Genomic DNA, 15,003 nt, shown 5'->3' with positions numbered 1-15,003 from the left:
TCTCGGAACGACGAACGCCGGCGTCGCGTACGACGCCGGCGTTGTCGGTGCCCCCAGTAGGGCTCGAACCTACGACCTGCGGATTAAAAGTCCGTAGCTCTACCAACTGAGCTATAGGGGCATGGGCGCACAGTGTAACCACATCGCTCGTCACCATACTGCTCGGGAACGACCCTGCAACCCACTGCGCGGTCGATGATATCGGACACCGCGTGGTGTGGGCGCCGCCCGTGAAGGAATGAGAGCGGCCCGGGTGCTCACCCCCTGCTCCGCACCCGAGCCGGACAAAGCGTACCACTCGGTGTGTTCTGTGAAAACCCCGATGTCGCCGACGTGGAGTTCCTCATTTCACCCGGTGGAACACGACCCGTGGGCGGGATTGCGGGGGCAGACTAGAGTTGTCTCGCGGGGGAACGCAGGAACGTGGAAGGCTGAATTTCCCCATGCCCCGTCAACAGGAGCGTGCTCGACGTACGCGAGCTGCGATCGTCCGATCGGCAGCCACCGAATTCGCGCGGCGAGGCTTCGCTGCAGCATCGATCAACGCAATCCTCGACCAGTCGAACGCGACCAAGGGCGCGATGTACTTCCACTTCGCCTCCAAGGAGGATCTGGCCCGGGCGGTCCTCGACGAAGGGCTCGAGCACTACCGCGCGATCGTCGCCGAATGGAAGGACGTGCCGGGTCTGGATCCGTTCGAACGACTGCACGGACTCATCGGCGATCTCGGTGCGGCCCTGCACGACGACGTGGTCATCGCCGCGGAGTTCCGTCTCGTCACCGAACCGGAGTTCGCGGAAGAGGTCAGGTTGCGGGGTAGTGTCGTGTGGGGGCGGGCCGGCTACGAACTGGCACGCGAGGCCCAGGAGAAAGGCCTGTTCCGGCCCGATGTCGATCTTCGTCGTTTCGTCGAGGCGATCGCGTCGTCCCTCGCCGGTCAGCGCTATCTCGCCGACCTCACGTCGCCGGACACCGACGTCCGTGCGCGCTTCGAAGCCTGTGTAGAGGTGCCGCTCGAGGCGATGGCCTCGGAGGAGTGGCTCGAGCGCTGGCGGGAGAAGGGATGGCCGAGCAGGCCTGACAACGACGAATCGGCCGGTTGACCTGCTGATTTGTGAATCAGGAATGCCGTGGCATAAGCTGTCCAAGCTCCCAACGGAACGCCAAACCCGTTGAGGGTGCGGTTCGGAGAAATCCGATCGGGCCCCCTTCGTCTAGCGGCCTAGGACGCCGCCCTTTCAAGGCGGTAGCGCGGGTTCGAATCCCGTAGGGGGTACGCTTCGACCTCGTCGAAGTGTGCAGTATCTTGGTGTGAGAAGTGAATATGTATGGCCCTGTGGCGCAGTTGGTTAGCGCGCCGCCCTGTCACGGCGGAGGTCGCGGGTTCGAGTCCCGTCAGGGTCGCTCCTAGAGATACGATCGGCATTCGGTTCGGGTGCCGTCCGGCCAGGTAGCTCAGTTGGTACGAGCGTCCGCCTGAAAAGCGGAAGGTCGCCGGTTCGATCCCGGCCCTGGCCACCACGGTTGTCCGGCAAACAACCATCAATTTCATAAGACCCGACCCACCGGATACGGTGGGTCATGCTATGGGAACGAAAAGTTCCTCATGGCCCTGTGGCGCAGTTGGTTAGCGCGCCGCCCTGTCACGGCGGAGGTCGCGGGTTCGAGTCCCGTCAGGGTCGCTCCAGGCGAAACCCCGGTATCACATCGATACCGGGGTTTCGTCGTTGCTGCAGGTTCGTCGTTGCTGCAGCTTCGTCACGGTTGCCCGTTCGGTGCGTCGGCTCCCACTCGCGTCGCCGATCCTCACCGGCCGAGGCCCGGCTCGCTATCGTGAGGGCACAAAACATGTTCTAGTGTGTGCCCTACACAACTAGTGGACATCTGTCCGAGCGATCTGGCCCTCCGAGCGGAACCCGAGGTGGAATGTGCGCGTAGCTCTGTTGTCCTACCGGAGCAAGCCGCATTGTGGGGGCCAAGGGGTCTACGTTCGCCATCTCAGCCGCGAACTCGTCGCCCAAGGACACACCGTCGAGGTGTTCTCCGGGCAGCCGTACCCCGAGCTCGATCCCGGCGTGGCGCTCACGAAGGTGCCCAGTCTCGACCTCTACCGCGACGACGATCCGTTCCGCACCCCGAAGCCGGGCGAGTACCGCGATCTGATCGACGTCCTCGAGGTCGCCACCATGTGGACCGCCGGCTTCCCCGAACCGCGCACCTTCGGTCTGCGCGCCGCGCGCTTGCTGCGCGAGCGTCTCGGCGATTTCGACGTCGTGCACGACAACCAGTCGCTCGCCTCCGGTCTGCTGCGCATCGCCGAGGATCTTCCGCTCGTCGCGACGATCCACCATCCGATCACCCGAGACCGCGAACTCGATCTGGCCTCCGCGACCACCCTCCGCCGCAGGATCACGCTCCGGCGGTGGTACGGATTCCTCCGCATGCAGGAGAAGGTGGCGCGTCGTATCCCCACCCTGCTCACGGTCTCGGAGAATTCGGCCGACGACATCCGGACGGCCTTCGGGATCGAATCCGAACGCATCCACACGATCCCGCTCGGCGTGAACACGGAGACGTTCGCTCCGCGGCAGGCCGAGCGTGTGGCCGGCCGGATCGTCTGCGTCGCGAGCGCCGACGCCCCGCTCAAGGGGGTTCCGACGCTGCTCGAAGCGGTCGCGAAGCTGCGCACCGAACGCGAGATCGAATTGGTCCTCGTCTCGAAGCTCGCACCGGGTGGTGCGACCGAGAAGCTCATCGACGAACTCGCGATCGGCGATGTCGTGCGCATCGTCTCGGGGATCGACGACACCGAGCTCGCCGACCTGCTCGCCTCCGCCGAGATCGCCGCGGTGCCATCGCTGTACGAGGGATTCTCGCTCCCGGCGGTGGAAGCGATGTCGTGCGGAACGCCGCTCGTCGCGAGCCGGGCCGGCGCCATCCCCGAGGTCGTCGGGGATGCCGGTCTTCTGGTGCCCCCGGGCGACTCCGAGCAGCTCGCAGCAGGGCTCGCGGCCCTGTTCGACGACCCCGCCGAACGTCGGCGTCTCGGCGCGAAGGGCCGCGATCGCGTGCTCGAACGCTACAGCTGGGCGGCCGTGGCGGCGCAGACCGCCGCAGTCTACGAAAGAGCGATTGCCGCGCACCGAGAGGGGAAGAACGGATGCTGACCGTCGACTTCGACCGCCTGGGCGTCGTACCGGGGATACGCGCCCTCGACATCGGGGCCGGTGCGGGTCGTCACTCGTTCGAACTGTATCGCCGCGGTGCGGATGTCGTCGCCTTCGATCAGAGCGCCGACGACATGAAGGCCGTCGCCGACATGTTCGTCGCGATGGAACTCGAAGGCGAGGTCCCGGAGGGCGCGTTGGCCCGGGCCGAGGTCGGCGACGCGCTCGCTCTGCCCTACGACGACGCGACCTTCGACCTCGTGCTGATCTCCGAGGTGCTCGAGCACGTTCCGGAGGACGAACGGGCCATCGCCGAACTCGTCCGGGTCCTCAAACCCGGAGGCGTGGCGGCTGTGACCGTCCCGCGCTGGCTGCCCGAGAAGATCTGCTGGGCACTGTCGGACGCCTACCACGAGGTGGAGGGCGGGCACGTCCGCATCTACAAGGCCGACGAACTCGCCGCGAAACTCGCCGCCGCCGGCCTCGTGGTCTCGGGCACCGATCACGCCCACGCGCTGCACGCGCCGTACTGGTGGCTCAAGTGCGCCGTCGGAGTCGACAACGACGACAATCCGCTGGCGAAGGCGTATCACCGGTTGCTGGTCTGGGATCTCATGAAGGCGCCGTGGATCACCCGGACGGCAGAAAAGATCCTCGACCCCGTCATCGGGAAGAGCGTCGTGTTCTACCTCGAGAAGCCGGGAACCGCCGGTGCGTCGCGGTGAACCCGCACGCGTGACGGTGCCCTCGGTGCCGGGCGTGCTGTCGCCGGAACAGAGCCTGGCGACGGGCCGGGCCATCGCGCGGATGCAGGAGCCGTCCGGGGCGGTCCCGTGGTTTCCCGGTGGGCACACCGACCCGTGGGATCATATCGAATCCGCGATGGCGTTGACCGCCACCGGTTTACGTGAGGAGGCGGAGGCCGCCTTCGAGTGGTCGCGGCGGACGCAGCGCGCCGACGGGTCGTGGCCCATCCAGTTCCGTGGCGATGTCGTCGAAAACCACGACACCGACAGCAATTTCACGGCCTACATCGCCGTGGGTGTGTGGCACCACCATCTCGTGACGAACGATCGCAGGTTCGTCGAGCACATGTGGCCGACGGTGTGCGCCGCACTCGATCTGGTGGTCGATATGCAGTTGCCCGGCGGACAGATCTCCTGGGCGCGAGGCGACGGCGGCATGTTCGACGAGGCCCTGCTCACGGGCTGTTCGAGCATCCACCAGAGCCTGTGGTGCGGACTGCGGATCGCCGAGCTGATCGGTGAGGCACAACCCGAATGGGAGGTCGCGCTGATCCGTCTCGGTCACGCGCTGCGCCGGCACCCCGAGGCGTTCACACCGAAGCCCGAGTACTCGATGGACTGGTACTACCCGATCCTCGGCGGTGCGGTGCGCGGCACCGACGCGCACGAACGGATCCGCGAGCGCTGGTCGGATTTCGTCGTCGACGGGCTCGGGATCCGCTGCGTGGACCACCGGCCGTGGGTCACCGGGGCCGAGACCTGCGAGCTGGTCCTGGCGCTCGACGCTCTCGGTCACGCCGGTCGTGCCCGCGAATTGTTCGCTGCCATGCAGCATCTGCGCGATCCGGACGGTTCGTACTGGACCGGTCTCGTCTACGCCGACGGCAAGAGATGGCCGGTGGAGGTCAGTTCGTGGACCAGTGCGGCGGTGATCCTCGCCGCCGACGCGCTCTCGCGCACGACGGGAGGAAACGCCGTCTTCCGGGATTCTGCGGCACCCGCCCATCAGGTGGGAGCCGACCGCTGCACCGAACGCTGCCCGGTGCTCGTCCCGTAACTCAGCTGCCGGGCAGGGATCCGACCGTTCCGCCGGTGCGTTCGAGAACCCGCAGGGAGGACGTCACGGACTTCTCGACGAATTCGCCGCTCTCCAGTGCGAGGCAATAGATCTCGTACGGCGGCCGGCCACCGTCCTTCGGGTCGGGGAAGACATCGTGGATGATCAGGGCGCCGCCGATGCGCACCCATTTCGCCCACCCGTCGTAGTCCGCACGGGCGGCCTCGCTGCTGTGACCGCCGTCGATGAACACGAACGACGCCGGAGTGCGCCAGAACGACGCCACCACAGGAGAATTGCCGACCACGGCGACGACGTGCGATTCGAGGTCGCCGTCGGCCAGGGTGTGCCGGAGGGCACCGACCGTGTCGAGCAGGCCGGTGTGCGGATCGACCAGCGACGGGTCGTGGTACTCCCAGCCCGGTTGGTGCTCCTCCGAACCGTGGTGGTGGTCGACGGTGACGATGGTGCCGCCGGTCGCCTTCGCCGCGGCTCCGAGATACACGGTCGACCGGCCGCAGTACGTACCGATCTCGACACCGACGCCGTCACCGAGGTACTGCACCGCAGCCTCGTGCAACGCGGTTCCCTCGTCCTGAGGCATGAAACCCGGTGTCGCCTCGGCGAGTTCGATCACTTCGCTGGGCAGGGTGGTGCGGGACATCGGATGGATCTCCGTTCTTCTCGCGTGGTGCGGTGTATCCCGGATCACCCTACCGATCGGCCGCGCCGTCCGATGCTCTCGGCTACCACGGTGAGACTGTCGAGATCGCGAATCGCCGCGCAGGACCGCTCGACCATCACCGCGAACATGTGGTCGCCGCGGTCGGTCCTCGTGCCGTAGGCGCACCCGAAGACCGCCACGAGAGGTCCCTGCAGCATCGCGAAGCGGTAGTCGTCCCAGCACTGCTGCAGGCCGTAACCTTCCACCCCGTGGCACAGCAAGGCGCGGTGATAGGTCGAGACCAGATCCTGCTCGTGCTCCCGGCGGGTTCCTGGGGACAGGCTCGTGCCGACGAAATACGCGAGGTCACGGGTGGGAAGCCCCACCGTCAGGGTTTGCCAGTCCACTGCGACCACACCGTCGCCGTCGGGCGGGAACAGGAGGTTGTCGAGCCGGTAGTCACCGTGCAGCAGCGCGAACCGGTCGGATCGCGCGAGCACCCATTCCTCGGTGAGCTCTGCGCAGGCCCGCAGCGTGTCGCGGTCGTCGGGGCCGAGCAGATCGCCGAGGCGGTCGAGGAAGGTCTCGATCGCCGGGCCGTACAGCTCGGCGAGGATCCGTGCCTGCTCGGCGTTTGTCGTGGTGAGCCAGTCCGACTCGTACAGCTCGGGAGCGCACCAGCGGGGACCGTGCAATCCGGCGAGATTGCGGACGGCGTCGTGTGCTTCGTCGACGGTGCATCCGGCGAGCTGGTCGCCGGGCAGTGCGGGAGCGGCGTCCTCGAGGAGCAGCGTGAACTCTCCGTCCTCACCGAACGCGACGTGATAGCAGGTGGGGGTACGCACTGCGACGGACCGTTCGATGTCGCTGTAGAAGCGCGCCTCCCCGCGGTAGGCGCCGGCCAGCATCCTCCGCGTCGCGGGATCGGGCGACGGGAGCTTCGCGACGAGCGAGGACGGCACGTCGTCGCCGGTCAGGACGAGCCGGTAACACAGTGCGATCTGACCCGTTCCGATCCGCTCGACCTCCACCGTATGCACCGTGCCGCCGAGCACGGCCGAGAGCCGTTCGGGAGTCAGGTCGTCCACCGACAGGAACAGGTCGGTCATGGTGCGCTCCGGCCGGGATTGGCGGGTAGGGATGCGAAACGTTCGGCGTCGCGGACGTTCCGCCAGGCGGCGACGATCGGAGCGAGCTCGGTGGGCGTGGCGCCGTGCAGGATCACGCTGTCGGCGCCGGCATCGAACTGGTCGGCGATGCGAGCCGCGCACTGTCGAGCGCTGCCGGTCGCGCTTGCGGCGAGCCACTCGTCGGGCAGCAACGAGCGGATGTGGACCAGCAGATCGGTCGGCGCCGCGTCGATCGGTCCGGAATTCGCCTGCACCTCGGCATCATCGCGGAAGCGGTTCAGTACCTCCCGATCCCAGCCGTTCGTGCGGACGAGGACGTCGCCGTATCCCTGGAGGTAGGTTGCGAGACGGCCGGTGAGCTTCCGCAACCTCATGTCTTCGGGGATCGACTCGTCGACGGTCGCGAGAACCGACCAGATGCGGACGGACCGCGGGTCGCGCCCGACCTGCTCGGCGGCGCGTCGCACCGTTCGCACGGCGCGCGCGAGTGTGTTGTCGGTGAAGAAGGTGTGCAGGACGACGGCATCGGCCACGCGTCCCGCCAGTTCGAGCGTGCGCTCACCGAGGGCGACCATGAGGATCGGGATACGGTCGGCGCCCTCGGCGGTGCGTCGCAGATACGGGAATTCGCCGGCCGGTCCGTGGTGGTCCGCGACGGCGTCACCGCGCCACAGGGTACGGAGCAGCTCGGCGGTGTCCTCGAGTCGCGCCGACGTCACGCGCGGTAGTCCCATGAGATCGAACAGCACGTCGAAGCCGCGGCCGAGTCCGAGGGCGTACCGTCCGCGGCTCATCCGGTGCAGTGTGGTCGCCATCGTCGCGGTGACGAGAGGATGCCGGGTGTGAGGGTTGGTCGCGGCGGTGCCGATCCCGAGCGTGCGGCTCGCCGCGGCCGCCGCACCGGCCAGAGCTGCCGCGTCCTTGGTGTCGAATCGTTCGGACAGGAAGACCGACCCGAGGCCGATCTCCTCGGCGACGGCGATCTCGTCGAGCAACGCCCGCGGGTCGTCGGTGTGTCCGCCGAGACCGTAGAACCCGAGTTCCGGACAGTCCGGCTCGGGCGTGGACCCACCGGGTGTATTCACGACCGGTTCGCGGCCCGCCGCTTGTGCAGCACGCTGCCGATCGTCGAATCGAGCTTCGTGCCCAGCGGCCACCCGACGTAATGGCAGAGGAACAAGGCGATCTCGCGGAGTTGCTGTTCGTCGAGTTCCTCGTTGTGCAGGGCCGCCGCGATCTGGATCTCCGCGACGTCGGTGAGTCCCTGCGCGGTGAGGGCGCCGAGGAGCAGGAGTCGACGGTCGCGGATGCTCAGTCCGGGCCGCGACCAGATGTCCGCGAACAGATGGTCGGCGGTGACGGCGAAATGATCTCCCGGGCCGTCCTGCATCTCCCAGCCGTAGACCTTCGACATCATCTCCAGGCCGCGGCGGCGGGTGTCGTCCGTCATGCGGGCTCCTTCCGGGAACGGGTCTGCGCGACCTCGCCGATACCGACGCCGAGCCCGGGGCCGAGATCGGTCAACGCTCGCGCACCCAGCGGAAGGTCGATTCCGAGACGGTCGCCGAGATCGAGTGCGAGCGCGAGATCCTTCTCGCCGAGGGCGCGGACGTGCGAAAAGATCGGGAACCACGAATCCTCCGGTGCCAGCGGAGACGTACTGTCGCGCCACATGATCGCACCCGCGCCACCGGTGATCGCGTCGGTGTGGCGGACGACCTTGCCGAGTTCGGTGATGTCGAGCCCGGCGGCCTCGGCGAGCCGCTGCGCCTCCGTTGCCGCGGTGAACGCGATGAAGTGGAGCAGATTGCGGGCCAGTTTCATCCGCGTTCCGGAGCCGACGGGCCCCGCGTGCACGACGAGCGACGCGAAGCTGCCGAAGGGTTCCTCGATTCTTCCGAAGGCGTCGTCGCTCGCGCCGACCATCACCGCGAGAGTTCCGTTCTTCGCACCCGGTGCTCCACCGCTGACGGGGGCGTCGACGAGATCGATGCCCCTGCTCGCGCAGATCTCGGCGAGTTCGACGGCCGTAGTGTCGGAGATCGTCGAGTGCACTGCCACGACGGTGCCGGGACGGGCGGAGGACAGCACCCCGTCGGGGCCGGTCACGACGTCGCGGACCTGGGTGTCGTCGAGGACCGTGATGGAGACGATGTCGCATTCGGCAGCCAACTCGGCGGGAGAGGACGTGGCCTTCGCGCCGGCCTCGACGAACGGGGTCACGGCCTCGGGTCGCGTATCGAGCACCGTCAGGCCTCCCGGCCTGTCGAGCAACCGCCGGGCCATGGGTGCGCCCATGTTGCCCAGCCCGATGTATCCGTAGCGTCCGGTCACGAGCGGATCACCTGCCCGCCGTCGACGTTGAAGATCTGCCCCGTGACCCATCCGGCCTCGCCGGAGAGCAGGAACAGGCACATGCCGACGAGATCGTCGGGTGTGCCCATCCGCTGGAGAGGAAGCTGTTTCACCATGTCGGCGACCATGTTCGCGGGAGTGGTGGTGCGGGTCGCCTCGGTGTCGATGGGGCCGGGGGCGATCGCGTTGATGCGGATGTTCGATCCGCCGAGCTCCACCGCGAGTTGCTGTGTGAGTCCGTTGATCCCGACCTTCGCGAGTCCGTAGAAGCCCGAGTACAGCCATGCTGCCGTCGACGACTGATTGACGATCGACCCGCCGTTCTTCGTCATGTGCGGCCACACCGCGCGGGTGACGTTGAGGGCGCCGTCGAGGTTCACGCTCATGAACTTCTTGTAGTAGTCCCATGGAACCGTCAGCAGCAGATCGAGTTTCATACCGCCGTAGATGGCCGCGTTGTTGACCACGTGGTCGATGCCGCCGAAGGTCTCCACCGTCGACGCCGCGAGTGCTTCGGCCGAGACGGTGTCGGCCACATCGACCGAGGTGAAGGTCGCGGTACCGCCGTCGGCGACGATCTGCTCGGCGACCTGTTCGCCGAGTTCGGCATTCAGGTCGGCGACCACCACCTGCGCGCCCTCGGCGGCGAGCGCACGGGCGTACGCCTCACCGATGCCTTGGGCCGCGCCGGTGACGATCGCGGTACGTCCTGTGAAACGTGCCATCTCGTAGGTCCTTTCGGAAGATGCGATCAGTTCGCGGGCTCGGCGACGAGCTTGGTCTCCAGGTACTCCTCGAAACCGGCGACACCCATCTCGCGGCCGATCCCGGACTGCTTGTAGCCACCGAACGGTGCGTCGGCGGCGTACCAGATACCGCCGTTGACGCCGAGCGTCCCGGTCCGTACACCGGCCACGACCCGCGCGACGCGATCGGGATCGGTGCCGTATACCGAACCCGAGAGGCCGTAGGGGGAGTCGTTGGCGATGCGGATCGCGTCGTCGTCGCCCTCGTGGGGGAGGATCACGAGGACCGGACCGAAGATCTCCTCCTGTGCCACCCGAGCGGAGTTGTCGAGACCGGCGACGAGGGTGGGTTCGACGAAGAATCCCCGCTCGTGTTCGGCGGGACGTCCGCCACCGGCGGCGATCGTGCCGCCTTCCTCGACGGCGAGGCGGATGTAGCCCTCGACGCGCTGCCGTTGTTTCTCGGAGATGAGCGGCCCGCAGATTGTGCCGGGGTCTCGCGGGTCGCCGGGGCGGATGCCATTCAGGGACTTCGCGGTCAGCGCCACGGCCTCGTCGTAGCGCTCGCGCGGGACGAGCAGGCGAGTGGTGATCGCGCAGCCCTGCCCGGCATGCGTGCAGACGGTGAAGGCCGCCATCGAGCAGGCACCGCGTAGGTCGGCGTCGTCGAGGACGATGAACGCCGACTTGCCGCCGAGTTCGAGGAAGACCTCTTTGAGCGTCTCGGCGGCCGCGCGCATCACGGCTCGGCCGGTCGCGGTGGAGCCGGTGAACGAGACCAGGTCGACGCGCGGATCCTCGCTCAGCTGTGCGCCGAGCCGGTGGTCGCTCGAGGTGACGATGTTCAGCACACCCGGCGGGATGTCGGTCTCCTCGGCCGCGATCCTCCCGACCAGGGCCGCGCACCACGGGGTGTCGGGTGCGGGTTTGAGCACCACGGTGTTCCCGGCGGCGAGGGCGGGTCCGAGCTTGGCGAAGTTGATCTGGTGCGGAAAATTCCACGGGGTGATGGCCCCGACGACCCCGACCGCCTCCTTGAGCAGATAGCGGTGGGTCGCGATGCCCATGGGGGAGGCGTTGCCGAGATCCTGCATCCACGAATAGTTCTCGGCGAGGTCGGCGAAGTAGAGCAGGTCGTCGACGGGTCCTTCGAGATGGGCGGCGCTCGTGAGGAATCGGGGGGCGCCGACCTCGGCGATGGTGATCTCGCGCAGTTCCTCGATGTGCTCGCGCAGGGCGTCGCGCAACTGCCGGAGGCAATGGGCCCGGAAAGCGTGGTCGCGCGACCAGTCGGTGTCGTCGAAGGCTCGGCGCGCGGCCGCGATCGCGGTATCCATGTCGGCTGCGGTGCCGTCCGCCGCGTGGCCGAGTAACTCCTCGGTGCTCGGGTCGGTGACACCGAAGGTGCCTCCGCTGCCGGGCACGAGTTTTCCGTCGATCAGGAGAGTGGAGCTGTCGGTGGGGCGAAGCGTCATCGAGACCTTCCCTGATGTCCTGGACAGGTGTCTGGACTATAGTTCGGCGACGCGACAGAACGCAACGGTTCGTCGAAAACGGGCGAAACCGGTGTTGTGTACGAAGAATTCGACATTCTCGCGCACAACACCGGTCTCGACGAGGGTCCGGCGGGTGCCGGTCAGAACACGCGCAGCCCGAGGCGTCGTCGGGTGCGCAGATCGAGCAGGTAGATCTTCCACAGCAACGGCCACATCCACGGCGTGACGCGGTGCAGACGCCGGACCGCCACGAGATAGCGGTCGAAGCGGCGCTGGTCGTCGGCGGTCCACTCGTAGTGCATGACGTCGCGGAACTCGGGCGGCAGTGCACCACGGGTGATCAGTTCGAACGACCTGCCGAGCAGCCGGTGGATCCCGCGGCCCAGTGATCCGAGGCGCACCTCGAGGAACGCGAGATTGCAGAGTTCGGTGAGGTACTCGCGCACGTGCTCGTTCATGGAGATGTCGGCGAGGCCGGCCTTCCACAGCTCCTCGTACTCCTCGCGGGTCGTGGGCCACGACTCCGGTCGCACGTTCAGCGTCGTCGCGAGGGGTGCGCCGTCGCGCAGAACCCGGGCGTACTGCTCCTCGGTGAGGGGGCCGTACAGGAACTCGTGCTGATCGATGAAGTACTTGAGCAGGCAGACCGCCACCCACAGCTGCAGGGCGGGGGAGTTGGCGCTGTAGCGGACCTCCGCGCCGGGCGGTGAGGCGACCCGGGCATGGATCTTCCGCACCGACTCCCGCACGAAGTCGCGATCGGCGGCGGTACCGAATACCGCGACCGCGAGATACGTGCCGGTCGTGCGGGCCCGTTTGATCGGATGGAGATCGGCCCGGCCGGAGTCGACCGTGCTGTCGACGACGCCCTGGCCGACGCCGGGATGGGCGAGCTGCATGATGACGTTGGCGGCGTTGATCGTGCCGCCGAGTGGTGAGACGAGATCGCCGAGAGTGTCGATCGTCCGCATGACCCCTCCATCTGAAGACGGACGTGTTCAGTTGATGGGTGTCACTCTAGCGCGTCTTCGTCGGGTCGAGGGTCACGCCGGCCAGAACTCCGCGCACGACGGTCTCGTAGACGTGGTCGAGGTCGAGTTCGTCGCCGAGGAAACCGCTGCCCTGCAGGACCGCAAAACCGTGCAGAGCTGCGAACATGCCGATCGCGGCCTCGAGTGTCTCCTCCTGGGGTACCCCGCAGGACGCGAGCATCGTGCGCAGGGCGACGTTCGCGTCCAGTGCGGCCGCGAGGAGCCCGTCGCGATCCACCGGCGCGGTGGTCAGCGCTCCGTAGCGGCGGGGATGATCGACGGCCCAGGCGTGGTGGGCGTCGATCAGCGCGCGCAGTCCGTCGAGTCCGCTGCGGCCCATGGCGACCTCGCGCAGATGTGCTCCCAGATCGGTCATCGCGCGGATCTGCACGGCCGCCCGCACGTCGTCGAGATTGCGGACGTGGTTGTACAGCGAGGCAGTGACGATTCCCAGCTGCGACGACAGGGTGCTCATCGTGAGCCCGTCCCATCCGAGCTCGTCGACGATTCCGAGCGCTGCTGCGACGACCTTGTCGCGGGTCAGTGTTCGCCGCCGCACGGGCCGGGAGTTGTCGCCTGCCATGAAAACAGTCTAAGGGTCTTCCATTCGAAACGAAGATGAGTAGCTTGTAAACGAAGGCCATTCGTACACCCGCAACGAGGGCGGCTTCATGACGACATCACCCACGGATCTCAAGAACCCCGACGTCTTCGCGAAGGAGGTTCCGCACGACTACTTCTCGGAATTGCGGCGCACCTGTCCGGTCCACCGACAACCCGAGACCGGCGGCGAAGGCTTCTGGGCGGTCACCCGGCACGCCGACGTCGTCGCGGTCTCCCGCGACAGCGCGACCTTCTCCTCGGCGCTCGGGACCACCCAGATAGACGATTTCGACGAGGAGACGCGCCTGAAACAGGCGTCCATGCTGCTCAACCTCGACCCGCCGGATCACACCCGCCTGCGGCAGCTCGTCAGCCGGGGCTTCACCCCGCGCATGGTCAAGACGCTCGAGGACCGCATCCGGCGGACGTGCGAACGCACCGTCGACGCAGCGATCGAGGCCGGGCGCGACGGCGCGGTGATCGACTTCGTCCCGGCGATCTCGGCGCCCCTCCCGCTGGAGGTGATCGCAGCGCTGCTCGGCGCGCCGGCGGAGGACGTCGGGAAGCTGTACGACTGGTCGAACCGAATGATCGGCTGGGACGACCCCGAATACGGCACCACCCAGGAGGACGGTGAGCTCGCCGCCGCCGAGGTCTTCCTGTACGCCAACGAGATCGCCGCGCAGCGACGCGTCGAACCGCGCGACGACATCGTCTCGAAGCTGGTGTGCCCCGACGAGAACGGCGACACGCTCGGCGAGATGGAGTTCGACATGTTCTTCGTCCTGCTCGTGATCGCGGGCAACGAGACGACACGCAACGCGATCTCGGGTGGGATGCAGGCCTTCGTCGACCATCCCGGGCAATGGCGCCGGTTGCAGGACGATCCCGGACTCGTGGACAGCGCCGTGGAGGAGATTCTGCGATGGGTCAGCCCCGTGCTGGGCTTCCGCCGCACGCCCACCTGCCCGGTGTCGATCGGCGACCAGCGGCTCGAGCGGGGCGACAAGGTGATCGTGTACTACCCGAGCGCGAACCGCGACGAGGACGTCTTCGACGAACCGCACGCCTTCGACATCGGGCGGGAACACAATCCGCACGTCGCCTTCGGAGGGACGGGCGTGCATTTCTGTCTCGGAGCGCATCTGGCGCGGCTCGAATTGCGCGTGATGTTCGAGACCCTCGCGGCCCGTATCGATCGGGTCGAGCCGGCGGGTGAGCCGCGGCGGCTGCGGTCGAACTTCATCAACGGCATCAAGTCGATGCCCGTCCGTATCTACCCACGACAGCGCTGAATTCGGCGTATGACCGCATTCTGGGCATTGCCGACCCCACTCGACCGTAGTAATGTCCAGACACGTGTCCAGAAATGTGAATCTCGAATCGACCCGTCGTCGCCTGACAGAGAAGCAGGCCGACACGGTAGCGAGGCTCACGCAGGCCGCGGTCGAGGTGCTCCGCGAGGAGGGATTCGCGGGGCTGACGGTGCGCATGGTCGCCGCCCGTGCCGGAGTCGCCCCGGCCACGGCCTACACCTACTTCTCGTCCAAGGAACACCTCGTCGCCGAAGTGTTCTGGCGCCGGTTGGCCAACGCTGCCACGGCCGACGCGGCCGACGCCGGGAACACGAGCCGTGCCGATCGCGTGGTCGCGGTACTCCGGGGAATCGCGCTGCTGCTGGCCGACGAACCGGAACTCGCCGCTGCCGTCACCAGTGCACTGCTCGGTCACGACCCGGATGTCGAACACCTGCGCGCGCGCATCGGACTCGACATCCGTCACCGGATCTCGGCGGCACTCGGCGCCGACTCCGATCCCGACGAACTCGAAGCACTCGAACTGCTCTACGCCGGCGCGCTGGTCCGGGCCGGCATGGGCTACGGCACCTACGAGAAACTCGCCGACAGGCTGGAGACATCCGCCCGACTTCTATTGGAGTGATCCATGATCCAGGCATCCCCGGGCTCCGCGTCGCACGCAGGGCCCGCATCGCCCGATCCACCGACGC

15 protein-coding genes and 5 tRNA genes are annotated in these 15,003 nt (G+C 67.4%); 10 read left to right on the top strand and 10 right to left on the bottom strand.

Annotated features, from left to right (window positions below):
• Positions 1 to 48 precede the first annotated feature (48 nt).
• Positions 49 to 121 (bottom strand) — tRNA-Lys (locus tag GON09_RS13975).
• 322 nt (positions 122 to 443) lie between these two features.
• Here GON09_RS13975 and GON09_RS13970 point away from each other — a divergent pair.
• From GON09_RS13970 to GON09_RS13935, 8 genes are all read left to right on the top strand, one after another.
• Positions 444 to 1,103 carry a TetR/AcrR family transcriptional regulator gene (locus tag GON09_RS13970; protein ID WP_213932298.1) on the top strand — a complete coding sequence of 220 codons (660 nt, stop codon included), beginning with the start codon at positions 444 to 446 and terminating at the stop codon, positions 1,101 to 1,103.
• 100 nt (positions 1,104 to 1,203) lie between these two features.
• Positions 1,204 to 1,276, top strand: a tRNA-Glu gene (locus tag GON09_RS13965).
• Positions 1,277 to 1,330: 54 nt separating this feature from the next.
• Positions 1,331 to 1,404: transfer RNA gene (locus GON09_RS13960), tRNA-Asp, on the top strand.
• Positions 1,405 to 1,444: 40 nt separating this feature from the next.
• Positions 1,445 to 1,521 (top strand) — tRNA-Phe (locus tag GON09_RS13955).
• 87 nt (positions 1,522 to 1,608) lie between these two features.
• Positions 1,609 to 1,682: transfer RNA gene (locus tag GON09_RS13950), tRNA-Asp, on the top strand.
• Between the two features lie 246 nt (positions 1,683 to 1,928).
• Positions 1,929 to 3,167 carry a glycosyltransferase family 4 protein gene (locus GON09_RS13945; protein WP_213932297.1) on the top strand — a complete coding sequence of 413 codons (1,239 nt, stop codon included), beginning with the start codon at positions 1,929 to 1,931 and terminating at the stop codon, positions 3,165 to 3,167.
• Positions 3,161 to 3,892: a class I SAM-dependent methyltransferase gene (locus GON09_RS13940; RefSeq protein WP_213932296.1), complete on the top strand. Its 732-nt coding sequence runs from the start codon at positions 3,161 to 3,163 to the stop codon at positions 3,890 to 3,892. Before GON09_RS13945 ends, GON09_RS13940 begins: the two co-directional genes overlap by 7 nt.
• Positions 3,879 to 4,970 carry a prenyltransferase gene (locus GON09_RS13935; protein ID WP_213932295.1) on the top strand — a complete coding sequence of 364 codons (1,092 nt, stop codon included), beginning with the start codon at positions 3,879 to 3,881 and terminating at the stop codon, positions 4,968 to 4,970. The genes GON09_RS13940 and GON09_RS13935 overlap by 14 nt, the downstream gene beginning before the upstream one ends.
• 1 nt (position 4,971) lies before the next feature.
• Here the strand turns inward: GON09_RS13935 and GON09_RS13930 are convergent, their stop codons facing one another.
• The 9 genes from GON09_RS13930 to GON09_RS13890 all read right to left on the bottom strand — a co-directional run bounded on the left by GON09_RS13930 (position 4,972) and on the right by GON09_RS13890 (position 12,975).
• The gene (locus GON09_RS13930) at positions 4,972 to 5,634 is read right to left on the bottom strand and encodes a class I SAM-dependent methyltransferase (RefSeq protein WP_213932294.1); all 663 of its coding nucleotides are present in this window, start codon (positions 5,632 to 5,634) and stop codon (positions 4,972 to 4,974) included.
• A 44-nt stretch (positions 5,635 to 5,678) separates the two neighbouring features.
• The gene (locus tag GON09_RS13925; protein ID WP_213932293.1) at positions 5,679 to 6,743 is read right to left on the bottom strand and encodes a phosphotransferase family protein; all 1,065 of its coding nucleotides are present in this window, start codon (positions 6,741 to 6,743) and stop codon (positions 5,679 to 5,681) included.
• Positions 6,740 to 7,849, bottom strand: a complete 1,110-nt coding sequence (locus tag GON09_RS13920; protein WP_213932292.1) for a TIGR03857 family LLM class F420-dependent oxidoreductase — start codon at positions 7,847 to 7,849, stop codon at positions 6,740 to 6,742. Before GON09_RS13920 ends, GON09_RS13925 begins: the two co-directional genes overlap by 4 nt.
• Positions 7,846 to 8,214: a carboxymuconolactone decarboxylase family protein gene (locus GON09_RS13915; protein ID WP_213932291.1), complete on the bottom strand. Its 369-nt coding sequence runs from the start codon at positions 8,212 to 8,214 to the stop codon at positions 7,846 to 7,848. Before GON09_RS13915 ends, GON09_RS13920 begins: the two co-directional genes overlap by 4 nt.
• Positions 8,211 to 9,098, bottom strand: coding sequence for an NAD(P)-dependent oxidoreductase (locus GON09_RS13910; protein ID WP_374195322.1), 888 nt, complete (start codon positions 9,096 to 9,098; stop codon positions 8,211 to 8,213). The genes GON09_RS13915 and GON09_RS13910 overlap by 4 nt, the downstream gene beginning before the upstream one ends.
• Complete coding sequence (locus GON09_RS13905; RefSeq protein WP_213932289.1) at positions 9,095 to 9,844, bottom strand: SDR family oxidoreductase; 750 nt, start codon at positions 9,842 to 9,844, stop codon at positions 9,095 to 9,097. Before GON09_RS13905 ends, GON09_RS13910 begins: the two co-directional genes overlap by 4 nt.
• A gap of 26 nt (positions 9,845 to 9,870) precedes the next feature.
• A complete protein-coding gene (locus GON09_RS13900) occupies positions 9,871 to 11,340 on the bottom strand; it encodes an aldehyde dehydrogenase (protein WP_213932288.1) in 1,470 nt (489 codons plus the stop codon).
• Positions 11,341 to 11,501: 161 nt separating this feature from the next.
• Positions 11,502 to 12,332: an oxygenase MpaB family protein gene (locus GON09_RS13895; protein ID WP_129977159.1), complete on the bottom strand. Its 831-nt coding sequence runs from the start codon at positions 12,330 to 12,332 to the stop codon at positions 11,502 to 11,504.
• A 46-nt stretch (positions 12,333 to 12,378) separates the two neighbouring features.
• The gene (locus GON09_RS13890; protein ID WP_213932287.1) at positions 12,379 to 12,975 is read right to left on the bottom strand and encodes a TetR/AcrR family transcriptional regulator; all 597 of its coding nucleotides are present in this window, start codon (positions 12,973 to 12,975) and stop codon (positions 12,379 to 12,381) included.
• Positions 12,976 to 13,063: 88 nt separating this feature from the next.
• Between GON09_RS13890 and GON09_RS13885 the strand changes: the two genes are divergently transcribed.
• Both GON09_RS13885 and GON09_RS13880 read left to right on the top strand, forming a co-directional pair.
• Positions 13,064 to 14,290: a cytochrome P450 gene (locus GON09_RS13885; protein WP_213932286.1), complete on the top strand. Its 1,227-nt coding sequence runs from the start codon at positions 13,064 to 13,066 to the stop codon at positions 14,288 to 14,290.
• 76 nt (positions 14,291 to 14,366) lie between these two features.
• The gene (locus GON09_RS13880; protein ID WP_129977307.1) at positions 14,367 to 14,936 is read left to right on the top strand and encodes a TetR/AcrR family transcriptional regulator; all 570 of its coding nucleotides are present in this window, start codon (positions 14,367 to 14,369) and stop codon (positions 14,934 to 14,936) included.
• The last annotated feature ends 67 nt before the right edge of the window (positions 14,937 to 15,003 follow it).

Source organism: Rhodococcus sp. B50 (assembly GCF_013602415.1).
Classification (GTDB): Bacteria; Actinomycetota; Actinomycetes; order Mycobacteriales; family Mycobacteriaceae; genus Rhodococcus.
Note: the sequence above shows the minus strand (reverse complement) of the source record. Positions and strands in the feature narration are given on the sequence as shown.

Coding starts and splice junctions, on each gene's coding strand:
- GON09_RS13970 (WP_213932298.1), top strand. CDS start 444: ATGCCCCGTCAACAGGAGCGTGCTCGACGTACGCGAGCTGCGATCGTC.
- GON09_RS13940 (WP_213932296.1), top strand. CDS start 3,161: ATGCTGACCGTCGACTTCGACCGCCTGGGCGTCGTACCGGGGATACGC.
- GON09_RS13930 (WP_213932294.1), bottom strand. CDS start 5,634: ATGTCCCGCACCACCCTGCCCAGCGAAGTGATCGAACTCGCCGAGGCG.
- GON09_RS13925 (WP_213932293.1), bottom strand. CDS start 6,743: ATGACCGACCTGTTCCTGTCGGTGGACGACCTGACTCCCGAACGGCTC.
- GON09_RS13915 (WP_213932291.1), bottom strand. CDS start 8,214: ATGACGGACGACACCCGCCGCCGCGGCCTGGAGATGATGTCGAAGGTC.
- GON09_RS13905 (WP_213932289.1), bottom strand. CDS start 9,844: ATGGCACGTTTCACAGGACGTACCGCGATCGTCACCGGCGCGGCCCAA.
- GON09_RS13900 (WP_213932288.1), bottom strand. CDS start 11,340: ATGACGCTTCGCCCCACCGACAGCTCCACTCTCCTGATCGACGGAAAA.
- GON09_RS13895 (WP_129977159.1), bottom strand. CDS start 12,332: ATGCGGACGATCGACACTCTCGGCGATCTCGTCTCACCACTCGGCGGC.
- GON09_RS13890 (WP_213932287.1), bottom strand. CDS start 12,975: ATGGCAGGCGACAACTCCCGGCCCGTGCGGCGGCGAACACTGACCCGC.
- GON09_RS13885 (WP_213932286.1), top strand. CDS start 13,064: ATGACGACATCACCCACGGATCTCAAGAACCCCGACGTCTTCGCGAAG.